The sequence below is a fragment of the Salegentibacter flavus genome, from assembly GCF_900115145.1.
Classification (GTDB): Bacteria; Bacteroidota; Bacteroidia; order Flavobacteriales; family Flavobacteriaceae; genus Salegentibacter; species Salegentibacter flavus.
Window position 1 is genome coordinate 1 of the sequence record NZ_FOVL01000023.1, and the last position, 17,480, is coordinate 17,480.

Annotated in this window: 14 protein-coding genes; 8 read left to right on the plus strand and 6 right to left on the minus strand. The window is 39.9% G+C overall.

Features of this window, described 5'->3' with window-relative positions:
* Positions 1–192: transposase (locus BM266_RS14545; protein WP_139220664.1), on the plus strand; the 192-nt coding region annotated here is incomplete at its 5' end.
* Positions 193–336: 144 nt separating this feature from the next.
* Here the strand turns inward: BM266_RS14545 and BM266_RS14550 are convergent.
* From BM266_RS14550 to prfB, 4 genes are all read right to left on the minus strand, one after another.
* Entirely contained in the window at positions 337–2,835 is a 2,499-nt protein-coding gene (locus BM266_RS14550) for a TonB-dependent receptor (protein WP_093410982.1), read from the minus strand.
* 129 nt (positions 2,836–2,964) lie between these two features.
* Complete coding sequence (locus BM266_RS14555) at positions 2,965–3,333, minus strand: hypothetical protein (protein ID WP_093410984.1); 369 nt, start codon at positions 3,331–3,333, stop codon at positions 2,965–2,967.
* A gap of 35 nt (positions 3,334–3,368) precedes the next feature.
* Positions 3,369–3,710, minus strand: a complete 342-nt coding sequence (locus BM266_RS14560) for an ArsC/Spx/MgsR family protein (RefSeq protein ID WP_093410986.1) — start codon at positions 3,708–3,710, stop codon at positions 3,369–3,371.
* A 68-nt stretch (positions 3,711–3,778) separates the two neighbouring features.
* Positions 3,779–4,877 (minus strand): peptide chain release factor 2 gene (prfB, locus tag BM266_RS14565; RefSeq protein WP_139220665.1). Its coding sequence is split into 2 segments (ribosomal slippage): positions 3,779–4,813 and positions 4,815–4,877, totalling 1,098 coding nucleotides; the frame shifts between segments, so codons are not numbered across the junction.
* A 97-nt stretch (positions 4,878–4,974) separates the two neighbouring features.
* Between prfB and BM266_RS14570 the strand changes: the two genes are divergently transcribed.
* Positions 4,975–7,386 carry a zinc-dependent metalloprotease gene (locus BM266_RS14570; RefSeq protein WP_093410990.1) on the plus strand — a complete coding sequence of 804 codons (2,412 nt, stop codon included), beginning with the start codon at positions 4,975–4,977 and terminating at the stop codon, positions 7,384–7,386.
* Between the two features lie 95 nt (positions 7,387–7,481).
* Positions 7,482–8,510, plus strand: a complete 1,029-nt coding sequence (locus tag BM266_RS14575) for a threonine aldolase family protein (RefSeq protein ID WP_093410992.1) — start codon at positions 7,482–7,484, stop codon at positions 8,508–8,510.
* A 56-nt stretch (positions 8,511–8,566) separates the two neighbouring features.
* On the opposite strand, the gene BM266_RS14580 is transcribed toward BM266_RS14575, so the two are convergent.
* Positions 8,567–8,890, minus strand: a complete 324-nt coding sequence (locus BM266_RS14580) for a YbaB/EbfC family nucleoid-associated protein (protein ID WP_093410994.1) — start codon at positions 8,888–8,890, stop codon at positions 8,567–8,569.
* 62 nt (positions 8,891–8,952) lie between these two features.
* Between BM266_RS14580 and BM266_RS14585 the strand changes: the two genes are divergently transcribed.
* The 3 genes from BM266_RS14585 (at position 8,953) to BM266_RS14595 (ending at position 13,617) form a co-directional block, all read left to right on the plus strand.
* A complete protein-coding gene (locus BM266_RS14585; protein WP_093410996.1) occupies positions 8,953–11,079 on the plus strand; it encodes a S9 family peptidase in 2,127 nt (708 codons plus the stop codon).
* Positions 11,080–11,171: 92 nt separating this feature from the next.
* A complete protein-coding gene (locus tag BM266_RS14590; RefSeq protein WP_093410998.1) occupies positions 11,172–12,212 on the plus strand; it encodes a cysteate synthase in 1,041 nt (346 codons plus the stop codon).
* Positions 12,213–12,354: 142 nt separating this feature from the next.
* A complete protein-coding gene (locus tag BM266_RS14595) occupies positions 12,355–13,617 on the plus strand; it encodes a cysteate-C-fatty acyltransferase (protein ID WP_093411000.1) in 1,263 nt (420 codons plus the stop codon).
* Positions 13,618–13,695: 78 nt separating this feature from the next.
* Here BM266_RS14595 and BM266_RS14600 read toward each other — a convergent pair whose 3' ends face one another.
* On the minus strand, positions 13,696–14,649 hold the full coding sequence (locus tag BM266_RS14600; RefSeq protein WP_093411002.1) for a transporter: 954 nt from the start codon (positions 14,647–14,649) through the stop codon (positions 13,696–13,698).
* Between the two features lie 106 nt (positions 14,650–14,755).
* Between BM266_RS14600 and BM266_RS14605 the strand changes: the two genes are divergently transcribed.
* Both BM266_RS14605 and BM266_RS14610 read left to right on the plus strand, forming a co-directional pair.
* Entirely contained in the window at positions 14,756–15,031 is a 276-nt protein-coding gene (locus BM266_RS14605) for a DUF4834 family protein (RefSeq protein ID WP_093411004.1), read from the plus strand.
* 26 nt (positions 15,032–15,057) lie between these two features.
* Entirely contained in the window at positions 15,058–17,475 is a 2,418-nt protein-coding gene (locus BM266_RS14610; protein WP_093411006.1) for a YfhO family protein, read from the plus strand.
* Positions 17,476–17,480: the final 5 nt, after the last annotated feature.

Sequence of the window (17,480 nt, forward strand, 5' to 3'; positions counted from 1 at the left end):
AAGCGCCTACTACTCAGCGAAAAAGGAATTACCCATCGTAAGCGAAGGTGCTGGGATGTAGAGGCCGTTTTTGGGAATATTAAGCAAAATATGGGCTTCAAAAGGTTTATGCTTCGGGGAATGGATAAAATAACTACCGAAATGGGGCTTATAGCAATGGCCCATAACCTAAAGAAGTTTAGTATAGCCTAAGGGAAAAGATACTACTCCTTTTTTTCATTCTTAAAAAAACAGGAAAAACTGACCAGAGCCTACAGATCAAATAACACAAAAGAAAAAAACCGCCCAAAAATTACTTTTTAGACGGCCTCTTTTTTTATGTCTGTTTTTCAGGATCTATCCTTCAAAATCACCTTCGTCCATATCTCCGTTCCCACCATTCCTTCGCCTTTCCTGATCTCTTTTTTGCTGATTAAATCTGTAAATAAGCGATACTGTGAAATTCTGGCCCTGTCTCCATTGAAACTCACTATACCTGTCGTAAGTATCGGTAGAAGTATAAGATTCGCGCTTCCTTGAGTCAAGTAAATCTCTTACGTTTACTGATAGTGTGGCATTTTCGTTAAAAATGTCCTTACTTAAAGCAAGGTCAATAGATAATAATCCTTCTCTTCTACCTTGTATACCTTCAGATGCACCACGATAAAAGGCATTGGTTTGCCAGTCTATTTTAGCCGGTAAGGTTACTTTAGAGCTGAAACGAGCAAACCAACTGGTATTTTCGGCACCATAATCCTTTCCATTAAATTCACCTTCTGTCTCAAATTTAAAAAAGTTAAAACTACCGTTTAATCTCAACCAGCGGGCAGGATTATAAAGCAATCCTAATTCGGCTCCGGTTCTTTTATTGTTTGCCAGGTTCACAGGAATTGTCCTTATCACGTTCGTGCCTTCAATATTTTCTTCTATCCTTTCAAAAGACTCGGTTTCGTGCTGGTAATATACAGATGAAGTTAGTGTTAATTTCTCCCATCTTTTCAGGTAACCAAGGTCAAATGCATTGGAATAGGCTGGTTCTAAATTGGGATTTCCCTGAAATACATTGTTATTACTACTACGGGAAGGAAAAGGATTTATAAACCAACCTCTTGGGCGGTTTATCCTCCTGTTATAGCCTATGGTGATATTTTCTTCTTCGGCCAGTTCATAAATGAAGTTCACGGTAGGGAACAGGCCTAAGTAATTATTATCAAAATCGGTGTCTATTGGGAATCCAAATACTTCTTCCAGCTCAGCCTCGGTAAGTTCGCTATCAATTTCACCTTTTAGCTGAGTGTTTTCTAATCTCAGTCCTAGAAGGAAAGAAAATTGACCGAATTTTGATCCGTATTGAGTATAAAGTGCATTTACATTTTCAGTATAATCGAATACATTGGTAAGGTTTTCATTAAGTTCTAAATTTCCGGTTTCCGGATTTTCCTGGAAAAGCCTGTAATCGGTGATTTCATTCTCAAAGTTTCCTCGGTAACCGGCCTCGAATTGCGAGTCTTCTCCAAAAGGACGGACATAATCTGCCTGAATAAGGTACTCTTTCTGGTCTTCTGTGGTATTGATATCCTCCCCAATTAATTGTAGTTCCCGGTTTTCAATATTGTAATCTTCCTTTTCACCGATGGTGGTGAACTGAGTTTCTTTATCGGTTTCAAATTGAAAATCGGCAGTAAGTTTATGGCCCTTATCATCAAAATTATTTATGTAATTTAATGAAAACTGCCAGCTGTCATCATTTTCGGTTTGTTTTTCCTCCCGGGTTGTTCCTAAAACCTGGGTGCTGTTAATGTAGTTATCGGTAACATTTGTGGTGAGATCTTCATCCTCCCCGTAGCGATAAAAAACACTACCAGTTATAGAAGATTTTTCGGTAAGGAAATACTCCATTCCAACATTGGTGTTGAAGTTTCTATTTAGACGATCCATATCCCGGTCTTCTACAATCCTGTCAAATTCTACCCCACTGTTTTCATTATATCTGGTATCAAAAAAACCTCCCCCAGGCGCATCAAAATATCTGAAACCTGTGGTGGTAAAAAGATTGAATTTTTCGGTACGGTAATTAACATTTGCTGAAATACCGGCATTTTCGGGAGTTCCTGCATTTAAGCTTAGGGAGCCGTTAAAGCCTAAAGTTTCTTTTTGTCTTAGGATTATATTGAGGATACCTGCAGTTCCTTCAGCATCATACCGGGCAGAAGGGGAAGTAATCACTTCAACCCGCTCAATGGCATCAGCCGGTAACTGGTTCAGGACATTTGTATCACCAAAACCTGCCATGGCAGAAGGTTTACCATTAATAAGAATTCTTACGTTCTCATTCCCCCTTAGACTTATGCCTCCGTCAATATCTACAGTTACCGAAGGCACATTATTAAGGGCGTCACTTACTGTACCACCTGCCGTGGTGAGGTCTTTACCAATATTATATATTTTTTTATCCAACCTAACATCTACCTGGGTGGTTTCAGCGCGAACAACAACCTCGTCCAGATTTGAGGAGGAAATACCTAATTGGATTGTTCCCAGATCGAGGTCTGAATCTATCTTGCGATTATTGAAACGTTTGGGCTCGTAAGAAATGAATTCTATGAGAATATTATAAGTGCCTTCAGCGACTTCAATCGAGAATTTTCCGTCAACATCGGTCACCCCACCGTTAATGTCTGAAGGGTCATTCGTATTTACAATGGAGATGGTTGCATATTCCAAAGGAACTTCAAGATCGTTATCAATAACGGTCCCGGAAATAGTATGTTCAGAATTTCGTTGAGAATAGCCCTGGATACTCAGGCTTAAAAATAATAAAAGCGCTGTAAGCGACATTAAATTTTTGGAGGTCATAGAAAATTTTTGTTCTATGACTTATAAATTTCCAAATGGTTTAATGAAACACTGGTTAAACTTGCGTTAAACACTACATCTAGACCTTTAGTATTAGTGAACCATAAAGTTTAGGCCTGGGAATCAGTTTTATGCCTTTCGGGTTAAATTTTTATTGACTTTAATATATTTTTCGAACTGATCGTCTGTTAGAAACTTCCTGAGTTTCTTGTGTTCGTTGCGCTGTATGGCCTGAAGTTTTCTAATTAGGGAATCTTCATTTATGCCCGAGTTGAGTACCTCGTTTTTCCTGATGGTATAGGCGATGATTACATCCTCCATTAATAAAGTTTGCTCGTGGTCCAGGTTTAGTTCCTGCTTCCAGGTGTAGGCCAGTTCCCGGGCTATATCTTCTAATTCCGCTCTGTTTTTTTTATGAATATAGATTTGCGCATACACAAAACCGATTACCATTAATCCGGCAACGCCAATAATTGCAATTCTTTCTTGTAATTTCATTTCAGATCAGTTTATACTTAATAATAGATGCTTATTTAAAGCAACTTGTCAATCTCTTCGACAGGCCGGCCTATAACCGCCTCTGTTTCAGTTTCTACTATAGGTCTTTCAATTAATTTTGGGTTTTTAGCCATTACCGTAATTAATTCTCTGTCGCTTAGATCTTTATTTTTATAATTTTCTTTCCAGATCTTTTCGTTTTTTCTGACCAAAAGAATAGGAGCAATATTTAGTTTTTCTATAAGAGACAATAGCTCCTCTTCCGATAGCTCATCTTTTAAATATTCCCTTATTTTATATTCCTTTCCTGAAGCCTCCACTTTTTGCAGGCCTTCACGGGATTTTTTACATCTGGTATTGTGATAAATGGTAATCATTATAACTGATTTTTCTGATATTAAAATAAACAATTAATTTTAAAATAAAAACAGCCTCCACATTTCTATCAATCTATGTTCCGTTGGCCCATCATCATTAGGTAAGCCTTGAGAAAAGCATTGATTCCTCCGTTCATAACATCCTCTACATTACCGGTTTCTTCCCCGGTTCTAACATCTTTCACCAATTTATATGGGTGCATTACATAATTTCTTATCTGTGAACCCCATTCTATCTTCATCTTGGAATCTTCAATTTCCCGTCTTTGAGCTTGTTGCTTCTGAAGTTCAATCTCATATAACTGACTCTTTAAAAGCTGCATAGCTTTGGTTTTATTCTCCAGCTGTGAGCGGGTTTCAGAATTTTCAACAACAATTCCGGTGGGGGCGTGGCGCAGTCTTACTGCCGTTTCCACTTTGTTTACATTTTGCCCTCCGGCACCCGATGATCGCATGGTTTCCCAGGATATTTCGGATGGATTGATGTCTATTTCAATGCTATCATCAGCCAGCGGGTAAACATAGACTGATGCAAAAGAAGTGTGGCGTTTCGCATTACTATCAAACGGGGAAATACGCACCAACCTGTGGACGCCGTTTTCTCCTTTCAGCCAGCCAAAAGCGAACTCACCTTCAATCTCTAAAGTGACTGTTTTTATGCCTGCAACATCTCCTGCCTGGTAGTTTAGCTCCTTGATTTTGTAACCGCGTTTTTCGGCCCACATAAGGTACATACGCATCAGCATCTCTGCCCAATCGCAACTCTCGGTGCCTCCGGCCCCGGCTGTTATTTGCAGTACCGCGCTCAGTTTGTCTCCCTCTTCAGAAAGCATATTTTTGAACTCCAGATCCTCAATCAGATCGAGTGCCTGGGAATTCTTTTCCTCAACATCTTCAGCAGAAGCTTCATCTTCCTGGTAGAACTCATAGATTACTTCCAGATCGTCCACGAGGGTTTCGGCCTTCTTATAATCCTTTACCCATTTTTTCTCGGCGTTGAGTTCCTGCATAATAAGTTCAGCCTTTTTTGGATCATTCCAAAAATCGGGGGCAAAGGTTTTTTCTTCAAGATTAGTGATTTCTATTTGCTTGGCATCAATGTCAAAGATACCTCCTTAACGCACCAAGGCGCTCCCTAAGATCTTTAACCTGTTCTGTTGAGATCATGTAGTAATAATTTTAGCGTAAAAATAGAATTAAAGGCAGCTACAGGAAAGTATTTAACGATAATTTTATAGTTTTAGCTTTCCAAAAAATAATCCATATGCACCGACTTCTCATTACTTTGTTGTTCCTCAGTATCTCACAATTTGGCATTGGCCAGTTTTTATCAGAAAAAGAAAATTTAGAATCTTATGAAGGCTTTTTTGAATTTCATTATAATGAAAAGGAAGATGAGATTTATCTCGAAGTAGACAAGTTAGATACCGAATTTTTATACACCCATTTTCTCACCAGCGGAATAGGCTCCAATGATGTTGGCCTGGACCGTGGAAAACTGGGTGGAGGAGTGGTGGTTAAATTTGTGAAAGCGGGGAATAAAATTCTGCTTATTCAACCCAATCAAAAATATCGTGCAGAAACCGAAAATTCTCCTGAAAGAAAAAGTGTGGAGCAGGCCTTTGCCCAATCGGTGATCTTTGGTTTTGAGATCAAAGAGCAAAATGATGGGGTTTATATTATTGATTTTACCCCATTTTTAATGCAGGATGCTTACGGCGTTGCAGATCGATTAAAAAAAGGAGAATATGGCACCTTTAAGCTGGAAAAAAGCAAAAGCGCGCTTTCTATGGAGCACACAAAAGCTTTTCCTGAAAATGTGGAATTTGAAGCCTTGCTCACTTTTGAAGGGGAACCCAAAGGAAGAACCCTGCAAACAGTGGTTCCCGATTCTAAAAACATAAGTGTAGTGCAGCATCACTCTTTTGTGAAACTTCCCGATGAAGGCTATCAAAAAAGGATTTTTGATCCCAGAAGCGGGGCTATACACATTTCTTATCTGGATTATGCCAGCCCGGTTTATGAGCCCATTGAAAAACGCTTTGCTATAAGACATCGGTTGAAAAAAAAGGATCCTCACGCAGAAACCAGCGAGGCTGAAGAACCTATTGTCTATTACCTTGATCCCGGAACCCCGGAACCTGTAAGATCTGCCTTGTTAGACGGAGCAAAATGGTGGAATGAAGCTTTTGAAGAGATAGGTTATAAAAATGCATTTCAGGTTAAGATGCTTCCTGAAGATGCCGATCCCCTGGATGTTCGTTATAATGTTATCCAGTGGGTGCATCGATCTACCCGTGGCTGGAGTTATGGTGCGAGCGTGGTAGACCCAAGAACGGGAGAGATTATTAAAGGTCATGTAAGTCTGGGAAGTCTACGTATTCGCCAGGATTTTATGATTGCCCAGGCCCTTATGAACCGGCCTTTTGCCGAAAACGACCAGAATCATCAGAAGATGATGGAAATGGCTCTTGCCAGAATCCGCCAGCTCTCGGCCCATGAGATTGGACATACCATTGGTTTCACTCATAATTTTGCCGCCAGCTTATCGGGAAGAGTTTCGGTGATGGATTACCCGCATCCTCAATTCAGTTTAAAAAATGGAGAAATTGATTTTAGCAATGCTTATTCAACCGGAATGGGAGAGTGGGATAAGATCACTGTAAAATATTCCTATGCCGATATTCCGGAAAACACATCAGAAAGAGAATTCCTGAATTCGGTTATTGCTGAAGCCCATAATAAAGGTATCCAGTTTATTTCTGATGCCGATGCCCGGGCACAGGGTGGAGCCCATGTAAGAGCTCATTTATGGGATAATGGTAAAGATGCGGTGGAAGAGCTTGAGAAGGTTTTGGAGATCAGGAAAAAGGCGATTCAGAATTTTTCTGAAGATAATATTCGTACCGATGAACCTTATTCTGTCCTGGAAGATGTATTTGTACCGCTTTATTTCTTTCATAGATATCAAACTGAAGCTGCCGTGAAGCTGATTGGCGGAATGGATTATAATTATGCTGTAAAAGGTGGAAGTGAGAAAGTTTGGGAAACCTTGAATCCTGATGCCCAGAAAAAAGCCCTGGATGGAATTTTAAATACGCTTGAAGCTGAAACTCTTAGCATTCCTGAGTCTAAATTAGGTCTATTTCCGCCACGGGCATTTGGTTTTAACCGAAGCCGGGAATCCTTTAAAAGCAATACGGGAGTTGCTTTTGATGTTTTGGGGGCACCGGTTACTGCTGCAGAAATGAGCCTTGGTCTTTTATTACATCCGGAAAGAACAGCCAGACTCGTTCAGCAAAAAGCAGTGGATAAAAACCAATTAGGATTACGGGATGTGCTGGAAGAACTTATTTCCGGAACTATTAAATCTTCTCATCGGGATAATTACCTTAAAACCGTGCAGGAGGCCATAAATTACACTGTCTTTGAGCATTTGCTCTCATCAACAGTGAATAAGAAAGCCACTCCACAGGTAAAAGCGATAACAAATTCGGTAATAGATGATTTGGAAAACTGGCTTTCTAAACGGGAAACTGCTATGGAGAAACAAATGCTCCGGGAGATTAAGCAATTCAGAGAAAATCCAGAAGATTTCAAAATAGAAAGTACAACGCCTAAAATTCCTGATGGAAGCCCTATTGGGAGTTTTCAGTGTTTTAGTAATGAAATTTGATTGAATTGATAATAGGATTTCCGTCTGCACGGAAATGGCGAAAATGAAATGTATAAAAAGATTTCCGCCTTCGCGGAAATGACAATGGAATAATTATGAAAGAAATAGATCTAAGAAGTGACACGGTTACAAGACCAACCAGCGGGATGTTAAAAGCAATTATGAGTGCCGAAGTTGGTGATGATGTTTATAAGGAAGACCCAACGGTAAATGCCCTGGAAGAAAAACTGGCAAAAATGTTCGGGATGGATGAGGCTTTGTTTTTTCCTACCGGAAGTATGGCTAATCAGGCCGCAATAAAATTACATACCCAACCAGCAGAGCAGTTAATCTGCGATAAATGGGCGCATGTTTTTAACTATGAAGGCGGTGGGGCGTCTTTTAACAGCGGTGTTTCCTGTAAACTTGTTGACGGAGACCGCGGCATGATAACAGCGGCACAGATAGAGGAAAATATCAATCCCCCCGATTTTTATCATAGTCCGCTTACAAGTCTGGTTTGTTTGGAAAACACCACGAATAAAGGTGGCGGTGCCTGTTACGACCTGGAGGAGATCAAAGAGATTCGGAAGCTTTGCAACAAGCATGGTTTAGGACTTCATTTGGATGGCGCCCGACTTTTTAACGCGCTCGTAGCAAAAAATGAAGATCCTAAAGATTATGGGAAGTTGTTTGATACCATTTCAGTTTGTTTGTCAAAGGGGCTGGGAACTCCCATGGGTTCAGTACTTATTGGTAATAAAGAATTAATGAAAGGCGCTATGCGCGTTAGGAAAGTGCTTGGTGGCGGAATGCGCCAGGTTGGTTTTATGGCTGCTGCAGGTGTGTATGCTCTGGATCATCATATAGACCGCTTGGCTATAGATCATAAAAGGGCTTCAGAAATTGGTAAAACCCTGGATGGCCAGAATTATGTGAAGCTGGTGGAAGAGGTAGAAACCAATATCGTGATCTTTTACCTTCGGGATGGTTCAAAGGAAGAGGACTTTATGAAAGAGCTTCAGAGAGAAAATATTCGCATAAGTAATATGGGGCAGGGAAAACTTAGAATTGTCACTCACCTTGACTATTCCGAAGAAATGCATAAGAAGTTTCTTGGAGTTCTCGAGCAGATGGAACTATAGCAATCAAAAAGCCCCCGCAAATTAGCGGGGGCTTTTTTTATTAATTTAAAGAATATTTATTTAAACATATCCAGACCCGGGATATCCGGCATACCGTCTTTTGCCACGGCAGCGAGTTCGGCTTCGTTCATTTCAGAAGCGCGTTCAATCGCCTTATTTAAAGTGAGCACAAGATAATCTTCCAGTTGCTCCTTATCTTCCAATAATTCATCGGCAATGCTGATATTTTTTATTTCCCTTGCCGCGGTAATGGTAATTTGTAATAAACCATCGCTTGATTTCTCCTCAAAACTTACTGTTTTAAGTCGCTCTTTGGTTGCTTCAACTTTCTCCTGGGTTTCCTTGATCTTATTCATCATACCCATCATATCTCCAAACATAAATTCTGATTTTAATTTTTTTTATCCACAAATTTACTAAATTACCACCTTAACAGCTTAATATGAAAACATTATTATTTATTTTATTTGGAAGCCTTACATTTGCCACCGCCCAAAACAATAGTGAATTGAAACAGGAAATTTTGCCTCCCAAGGCTAAGAAAATAGCCGAGAAACTGGAATTTCATGGAGATGTAAGGATAGATGATTATTACTGGATGAACAACAGGGAAAATCCTGATGTGATTGACTATCTGAAACGTGAAAATGAATATAACGAGAAGATGACGGCCCACACCAAAGAGTTTCAGGAGAAACTTTTTGAGGAGATGAAATCCAGAATTAAGGAAGATGATAAGTCGGTGCCATATAAGTTAAATGGCTATTGGTATTTAACTCGTTTTGAAAAAGGTTATGATTACCCGATTTATTCCCGAAAGAAAGAAAGCCTTGACGCTCCTGAAGAGGTGATGTTCAATGTAAATGAGATGGCCGAAGGTCATGATTATTACAGTCTTGGAGGACTTAATGTGAGTGAGGATAATAAACTCGTCGCATTTGGAGTAGATACCGTTAGCCGAAGAAAATATACCATCCAGGTTAAAAATCTGGAAACCGGCGAAATCCTATCAGATAAAATAGATAATACCACCGGAGGCTCTACCTGGGCCAGCGACAATAAAACACTTTTTTATACCAAAAAAGACGACCAGACACTTAGGTCTTTCAGAATCTATAAACACGTTTTAGGTACCGATGCTTCTGAAGATGAATTGGTTTATGAAGAGGAGGACGAAACCTTCAATACTTATGTCTATAAGTCAAAATCCTGGGATTATATAATTATTGGTTCAGGCAGTACCTTAACTACGGAATATCGTGTTCTAAAAGCTGACGATCCTAATGGGGATTTTCAAGTTATCCAGGATCGGGAACGGGGAATGGAATATAGTATCTCTCATTTCGGAGACCATTTTTATATCCTCACCAATAAAAATGATGCCACCAATTTTAAATTGATGAAAACTCCGATAGATGCTACTTCCAGTGAAAACTGGACCGATGTAATCCCACACCGGGAAGATTTTCTTCTGGAAGACATCGACATCTTTAAGGAATATCTCGTGGTGAGTGAACGCAATAACGGGCTTAATAAAATAAGAATAATAAGATGGGATGGAGACAAGGAATATTATATTCCTTTTGATAATGAAACCTACACGGCATATACGTCTATAAATCCATCGTTTGATACCGAGATATTAAGGTATACTTATAATTCGCTTACAACTCCAACATCGGTGATAGATTTCAATATGAAAACCGGAGAAAAGACCGTTCTTAAAGAACAGGAGGTTTTAGGCGGAAAATTCGATAAAGACAATTATACTTCTGAAAGAATTTGGGCTACGGCTGCTGATGGCACAAAAGTGCCGGTTTCTTTGGTATATAGGAAAGGCCTGGAGAAAAACGGTGAAAATCCTGTGCTTCAGTATGCTTATGGTTCTTATGGTTCTACAATAGATCCTTACTTTTCTTCTGTTCGGTTAAGCTTACTTGACAGGGGTTTCATTTATGCTATCGCTCACATTAGAGGAGGAGAGTACCTTGGCCGTAACTGGTATGAGGAAGGAAAACTCTTTAGAAAAAAGAACACCTTTACCGATTTTATTGATGTTTCAAAATATTTAATCGAGGAGAATTACACTTCCAGTGATCATTTATATGCTATGGGTGGTTCTGCTGGCGGGTTATTGATGGGTGCTGTTGTGAATATGGCACCTGAACTTTATAACGGAGTGATCGCTGCAGTACCATTTGTTGATGTGGTAACCACGATGCTGGATGACAGTATCCCGCTTACTACCGGGGAATATGACGAATGGGGGAATCCCAATAATTTAGAATATTACGAGTATATGAAATCTTACTCTCCCTATGATAATGTGAAGGCACAGGACTATCCAAATATGCTGGTTACCACCGGACTTCACGATTCTCAGGTACAATATTGGGAGCCGGCAAAATGGGTGGCTAAATTGCGGGATCTGAAAACAGATAATAATAAGTTGTTGTTCCATACCAATATGGAAGCAGGTCACGGGGGAGCTTCCGGAAGATTTGAAGCTCTGAAAGAAGTCGCAGAAGAGTATGCTTTTCTTTTGGATTTAGAAGGAATAACCGAATAATTAAAAAATTTGCCTTAACTTTGACCGGTTTGCAATCTGAACTTTTTCAATTTTGAAAAATCAGTAAATTAATTTTGTAAAGAACTTCATTTATGAAAGAAGAATTGCAAGTTTATGATAACGTGTTACAATTAATAGGTAATACGCCCCTCATTCAACTTAAGAAAATCACACAAGGAATTAAAGGCGATATTTTCGCTAAAGTAGAAGGCTTTAATCCTGGACACTCCACCAAAGATCGCATCGCCTTATATATTATCGAGGAAGCCGAAAGAAAAGGCATTTTAAAACCGGGTGATACTATTATTGAAACCACTTCAGGGAATACCGGTTTTAGTATTGCAATGGTAAGCATCATTAAGGGATATGAATGTATTTTGGCAGTTAGCTCAAAATCTTCTAACGATAAGATCGATATGCTTAGAACCATGGGGGCTAAGGTTTATGTCTGTCCGGCTAACGTAGCTGCAGACGATCCGAGGTCTTATTACCAGGTCGCTCACAGACTTCACCAGGAGATTAAAGATTCGGTTTATATCAATCAGTACTTCAATGAACTGAATATGGATGCTCACTTTAGCAGTACCGGCCCTGAGATATGGAAACAAACAGAAGGAAAAATTACTCATCTTATAGCCTGCAGCGGTACAGGAGGTACAATTTCCGGAACCGCGCGTTATCTGAAGGAACAAAACCCCGAGGTTAAGGTAATTGGAATTGATGCCTATGGATCAGTGCTTAAAAAGTACCACGAAACCAGAGAATTTGATGCTGAGGAGATCTATCCTTACCGCATTGAAGGACTAGGGAAAAACCTTATTCCAACTGCTACAGACTTCGATGCTATCGATAAATTTGTTAAGGTTACCGATGAGGAAAGTGCCCACACTGCACGGGAACTTGCAAAAACCGAAGGCTTATTTGTTGGCTATACCAGCGGTGCTGCAATGCAGGGACTAAAACAACTTGCCCATGAAGGTGAATTTGATGAGAACAGTAAAGTAGTGCTTATCTTTCCTGATCACGGTTCAAGGTATATGAGCAAGATCTACAACGATAAGTGGATGAACGAGCAAGGCTTTTTTGATACGCAAAATGAAGCTGCTGCTCAGGAAATTGAATTCATAAAGTAATATTTTGATTACATACAGCACAAATATCAAGGCATCCCGGAGCACGGGATGCCTTTGTTTTTATGTTAAATAAGGTCCAAAAAATAACTTTGTACAGTTGATTCTATTTTAAGTATTTTTGCGGCTAGTTAAAAAAACATCAATGAAAGACTTATTTGATAAAATTTATAAAGATAAAGGACCATTAGGAAAATGGGCAGAGCAGGCTGAAGGCTATTTTGTTTTCCCAAAGTTGGAAGGCCCAATTTCCAATAGAATGAAGTTTAGAGGAAAAGATGTTATTACCTGGAGTATAAACGATTATTTAGGGCTATCTAATCACCCTGAAGTTCGAAAGGTTGATGCTGAGGCTGCCGCCGAATATGGTTCTGCATATCCTATGGGTGCCAGAATGATGAGTGGGCATACCAGCCTGCACGAGCGCCTGGAGGATGAGCTAGCTTCCTTTGTCCATAAACAGTCTGCCTATCTTCTTAATTTTGGTTATCAGGGAATGGTTTCTACCATCGATGCCCTTGTTTCTAAATCAGATGTTATTGTATACGATGTAGATGCACACGCCTGCATTATAGATGGGGTAAGACTGCATCTTGGGCAGCGATTTACCTACAAGCATAACGATATGGAAAGTATCGAAAAGAACCTTCAACGCGCCACCAAAATAGCTGAGCAAACCGGAGGAGGAATTTTGCTTATTTCAGAAGGTGTTTTTGGAATGCGTGGGGAGCAAGGAAGGCTTAAGGAATTAGTTGAACTGAAGAAAAAATATAATTTCAGATTATTTGTAGATGATGCTCACGGTTTTGGAACCTTGGGGAAAACCGGTGCAGGAGCTGGTGAAGAGCAAGGCGTACAAGATGAAATAGATGTTTATTTTGCTACTTTCGCCAAAGCTATGGCCAGTACAGGTGCATTTATTGCTGCCGATAAAGAAATAATAGATTATTTAAAATATAACCTGCGTTCGCAGATGTTCGCCAAATCTCTACAAATGCAACTCGTGGTTGGAGCATTGAAACGTTTGGATATGCTGCGCACTATGCCCGAACTTAAAGAAAAGCTTTGGGAAAATGTAAATGCCCTTCAAAATGGCCTAAAAGACCGCGGTTTTGATATTGGAACAACTCAAAGTTGTGTTACTCCAGTATATCTTGAAGGAAGTATTCCTGAGGCAATGGCCCTGGTTAAAGATCTTAGGGAAAATCATGGGGTGTTCTGCTCAATTGTAGTGTATCCGGTAATTCCTAAAGGAATGATTCTTTTAAGAATGATTCCTACAGCAAGTCATACTCTTCAGGATATTGAAGAGACTTTAGTAGCCTTTACTGCGATAAGGGAGCGGCTTGAAAATGGCACTTACAAAAGATTATCTGCTTCAGTTGAGGCTGCTATGGCCAGAAAATAAAAAGAGTTTAAATATTTCAACAAAAAAGGTGGCTGATCTCAGCCACCTTTTTTGTTTATTCCCGGTGATTTTTCTCATCTAATTTTCTTCATTGCTTTCGTCTTTTTCAATGAATTCGCCTTCTTCATACCGCCATCTGCTTTCTCCATCTTCTTCGATATATTCCTCATCTTTATGCATATCAATTCTATAAGATATTCCTGCTGCTACCTGCCAGCGGGAAGGGGTATCTTTAACATTGATTAGTCCCGATATATCCAGCTGAAAATCTTTTCCGATGAGATAGGCAGCGCCGCCTCTAAACAAGTCATCGGCGTAGATATCACTTACCAACCCTTGGTATTCGCCAAACACTGCAAATTTTGGAGTAATCGCGTGAGTTAGGGTGGCCATGCCCGCATAAGTAGGATATTCTTCAGTGAATTTGTCGGCAATTATATTAATTACTAAAACCCAACGGCCCCAATTATTTTGGGTAATAATAGCCGCCTTGGGGCTTATAAAAGACTCTCCCTCGAACATATAAGGATTATCCCACCAAGAGAAATTTGCGCCAGCATAAACTGAAATAGCAGGAACTAATGTTTTCCATCTAAAACCCTGGTTTGCCTTCCAGCTGTATAAGTTGGGCTTATCTTCTTCTAAGCTTCGGTATGGATCAAAAAGCAGGAATTTGGCACCAATTGTATTTTGTTTGAAATTAGCTCGCTCAAATTCTTCTTCTACTGCTCCCCTGGAGAGTAAGGTTTTTTCCTGCTGAAAAGCCCCGAAAAAGTTCAACTCCAGGATCTCGGTTAGAAATCCGAATCTAAGCCCGTAACTTGCACCCAGGATATCGGTATCTGTATAAAAAAGAGAATGATTATCGTTACCCATAAACCCACCAGCTTCCAATTGAAGGACATTTTTGCCTACAGCAAAGGCCCCTTGAGATTCCCCAGGCCTGTTGGAATTGATGGTCTCGGTATATTGGGCCCTGGTTTGAAAAATTACAGATAAGATAAAAAGAAAAGAGACCGTTGTTTTTAGCATAGCAATTGTCTTTATTAAATCAAATATAGGAGAATTTATTATTAATTTAGGATTGAAAACCTCGCGTTTGTTACGCCTAATTTTTATTTTTGCAAAAAGTAATTAAATGTTTGAAGCTTCTTTTACAGGTGTTCTGAAAACGATATTAATAATCCTGTTAGTATACTTCGGGTTTAAATTATTAATTCGTTGGTTTGGTCCATTGATCCTTAAATACTTTATGCGGAAGGTGGGCAAACAATTTGAGCAGCAATTCAATCAGCAGCAACCTTATAATTCTCAGAAAAAAGAGCCCAAGGTTAGTGTAGATAAAAAATCTAAGGAAAAGCCCAGATCCAACAAAAAAGTAGGAGAATACATCGATTACGAAGAAATTGATTAATTTCGAGCCTACTAAATTATTTTTTGATGGCTCAGTACAAGCGGTATCTTCCTCATATTCTTGTTTTATTTAGTTTCATTGTAATTTCCCTGTTATATTTCAGCCCTGTTCTTCAGGGTAAAATGATCTTTCAGAGCGATATCGTACAATATACGGGGATGGCCAAAGAGCAGAATGACTTCAGAGCTCAAACGGGCGAAGAACCCTATTGGACCAATGCCGCTTTTGGCGGAATGCCTACTTATCAACTGGGAGCTAATTACCCTCATAATTATGTGAAAAAGCTGGACTCTGTGCTGCGCTTTCTCCCGAGACCGGCAGATTACCTTTTCCTATATTTTCTGGGTTTTTACATCCTCTTACTTTGCTTGAAACTCGATTTTAGGCTTGCTTTCCTGGGAGCTCTTGCCTTTGGATTTTCAACGTATCTTATTATAATACTCGGCGTGGGGCATAATGCCAAGGCTCACGCTATTGCCTATATGCCAATGGTGCTGGGCGGAATAATCTTAACCTTCAGGCAAAAATTCTGGCTTGGAGGAATTTTACTGGCCATCTCTATGGCGCTTGAAATTGGTGCAAACCATTTCCAGATGACTTATTATTTGTTGCTACTCGTTATCGTACTCGGCATTGCTTACCTGGTTGATGCTTATAGAAAAGGCTTGGTTCCGCAGTATTTTAAGGCACTTGGAGTTATGGTTATCGCTGTAATTCTGGCCATAGGAGCCAATGCAACTAATCTACTGGCAACGCAGGAATACACCCAGTTTAGCACGAGAGGGGATACTGGCCTCACTATTGAACCCAATGGATCTGAGAAAGGTGGTAGTGGCCTTGATTATAACTATATAACTGAATACAGTTACGGCATTGTTGAAACTTTCAACTTGTTTATCCCAAGGTTTATGGGAGGCTCCAATGCTGAAAAACTTGATGAAGATTCAAACATTTACCAGGCAATAATGGAACTTGGAGCCTCCCCGGCCCAGGCTGCCGATTTTGTTAAAAACGCGCCCACATACTGGGGCGATCAACCCTTTGTAGGAGCCCCGGCATACATTGGAGCTACAGTTTTATTCTTTTTCGTTTTTGCTCTCTTTTTAATAAGAGGCCGACTAAAATGGTGGATAGTAGGCGGAAGTATTCTGGCCTTGTTGTTATCCTGGGGTAAGAACTTCGGATTTTTAACCGAATTTTTCATCGATTATGTGCCACTCTACAATAAATTCAGGGCAGTATCATCAATTCAGGTTATCATTGAATTATGTGTCCCTGTTTTAGCGGTAGTAGGACTTTCACGCTTATTCTCTAAAGAAACTTCAGCAGATAAAAAAGAATTTGCACTTAAATGGGCAGGGATAATAACCGGAGGTTTGGCCCTGGTTTTTCTCCTGTTTAAATCGGTGCTTTTTGATTTTAGCGGTGGTTCTGATGCTGCATTAAGACAACAACTCGGGATGGATTTTGTGCGGGCACTAAAAGAAGACCGGAAAGCTATTTTTACTGCCGATGCTCTCCGAAGCCTTATCCTGGTTGGATTGTGTGTTTCCCTTATTTGGTTTTATCTTAAAGGAAAACTACGGGAAAATCTGCTTGTTGGGGCCTTTGCAATCTTAATTTTATTCGATCTGGTTGGCGTAGACCGTCGCTATGTAAATAATGATGACTTTGTGAATGCCAGGCAAATGGAACAGCCATTTCAGCCAACCCAGGCCGATGAACAAATCCTTCAAGATGAATCGCATTACAGGGTGTTTGATGTGAGCGGCAGTCCATTTAACACCGGAAGAACTTCTTATTTCCATAACAGTATTGGTGGCTACCACGCGGCCAAACCGGGACGTATGCAGGATCTTTTTGACTTCTATATTTCCCAGAACAATATGGATATTTTGAATATGCTGAATGTGAAATATTTCATAGTTCCTTCTGAAGATGGAACCCCACAGACTCAGCAAAATCCAGGGGCTTATGGGAATGCATGGCTGGTGAATGAACTTGAATATGTTGTTAATGCTGATAAGGAAATTCTGGAATTGGAAAAAACAGACCTTCAAAATACTGCAATTACAGACGAAAAATTCAGGGATATAGTTTCCGGTAAAACCGAATGGAATGCCAACGGGGAAATAAGTTTGATTAGCGCGTCGCCTAATGAAATGATTTATGAATTCGAATCGGATAGCGAACAGCTGGCGATTTTTTCAGAGATGTATTATAAACCGGGTTGGCAGGCTTATATAGATGGTGAAACAGTAGAACACTTTAGGGTAAACTATGTTTTGCGGGCTTTGGAAATTCCAGCCGGAGAGCACGAAATTACATTTAGGTTTGAACCTGAAGTCGTAAATACAGGAAGTAGTATTGCTCTTGCGAGTTCTATAGTTCTTGTTTTGGCAATTCTGGGAGGTATATTTTACGGGATTCGCCGTAAGGAATAACAGAT

Excerpts from the sequence above, each read along its gene's own strand:
- BM266_RS14595 (WP_093411000.1), top strand. The coding sequence starts at position 12,355 with ATGAAAGACTTATTTGATAAAATTTATAAAGATAAAGGACCATTAGGA.
- BM266_RS14555 (WP_093410984.1), bottom strand. The coding sequence starts at position 3,333 with ATGAAATTACAAGAAAGAATTGCAATTATTGGCGTTGCCGGATTAATG.
- BM266_RS14585 (WP_093410996.1), top strand. The coding sequence starts at position 8,953 with ATGAAAACATTATTATTTATTTTATTTGGAAGCCTTACATTTGCCACC.
- BM266_RS14610 (WP_093411006.1), top strand. The coding sequence starts at position 15,058 with ATGGCTCAGTACAAGCGGTATCTTCCTCATATTCTTGTTTTATTTAGT.
- BM266_RS14605 (WP_093411004.1), top strand. The coding sequence starts at position 14,756 with ATGTTTGAAGCTTCTTTTACAGGTGTTCTGAAAACGATATTAATAATC.
- BM266_RS14575 (WP_093410992.1), top strand. The coding sequence starts at position 7,482 with ATGAAAGAAATAGATCTAAGAAGTGACACGGTTACAAGACCAACCAGC.
- BM266_RS14580 (WP_093410994.1), bottom strand. The coding sequence starts at position 8,890 with ATGTTTGGAGATATGATGGGTATGATGAATAAGATCAAGGAAACCCAG.
- BM266_RS14550 (WP_093410982.1), bottom strand. The coding sequence starts at position 2,835 with ATGACCTCCAAAAATTTAATGTCGCTTACAGCGCTTTTATTATTTTTA.
- BM266_RS14570 (WP_093410990.1), top strand. The coding sequence starts at position 4,975 with ATGCACCGACTTCTCATTACTTTGTTGTTCCTCAGTATCTCACAATTT.
- BM266_RS14560 (WP_093410986.1), bottom strand. The coding sequence starts at position 3,710 with ATGATTACCATTTATCACAATACCAGATGTAAAAAATCCCGTGAAGGC.
- BM266_RS14600 (WP_093411002.1), bottom strand. The coding sequence starts at position 14,649 with ATGCTAAAAACAACGGTCTCTTTTCTTTTTATCTTATCTGTAATTTTT.
- BM266_RS14590 (WP_093410998.1), top strand. The coding sequence starts at position 11,172 with ATGAAAGAAGAATTGCAAGTTTATGATAACGTGTTACAATTAATAGGT.